The organism is Psychrobacter sp. W2-37-MNA-CIBAN-0211 (assembly GCF_040309405.1).
Taxonomy (GTDB): Bacteria; Pseudomonadota; Gammaproteobacteria; order Pseudomonadales; family Moraxellaceae; genus Psychrobacter; species Psychrobacter glaciei.
In genome coordinates, this window is sequence record NZ_JBEOOU010000393.1 from 1 (window position 1) to 254 (window position 254).

Below are 254 nucleotides of genomic sequence, written 5' to 3' on the forward strand. Positions count from 1 at the left end.
GCCCTTGATTGTGGAAATGCCCAGGTGGCCCCAGGGGCGGGCGCTGGAAGTCATCGACGGCCCGGCGTTGACGGCCAAACCGATCAAATATGGCGCCGGGCGTTCGCGCATTGGCGCGACCATCAAGGTCAGCCGTGAGCATATCCTGGGCGGCGAACTGCCCGAGCGTATTCTGCAGGCCCTGGATGAGTCCGAGCGCGTGAAGCTGCTCGGCGCCGAGGCGGCGCGGGTGAGCGAGGCGCGCACGCTGGAAT

General features: G+C 67.3%; 1 protein-coding gene. It reads left to right on the forward strand.

Features of this window, described 5'->3' with window-relative positions; translation table 11 throughout:
• The coding region (locus tag AAEY72_RS15620; RefSeq protein ID WP_352311534.1) for a hypothetical protein at positions 1–254 on the forward strand (254 nt) is incomplete at both ends.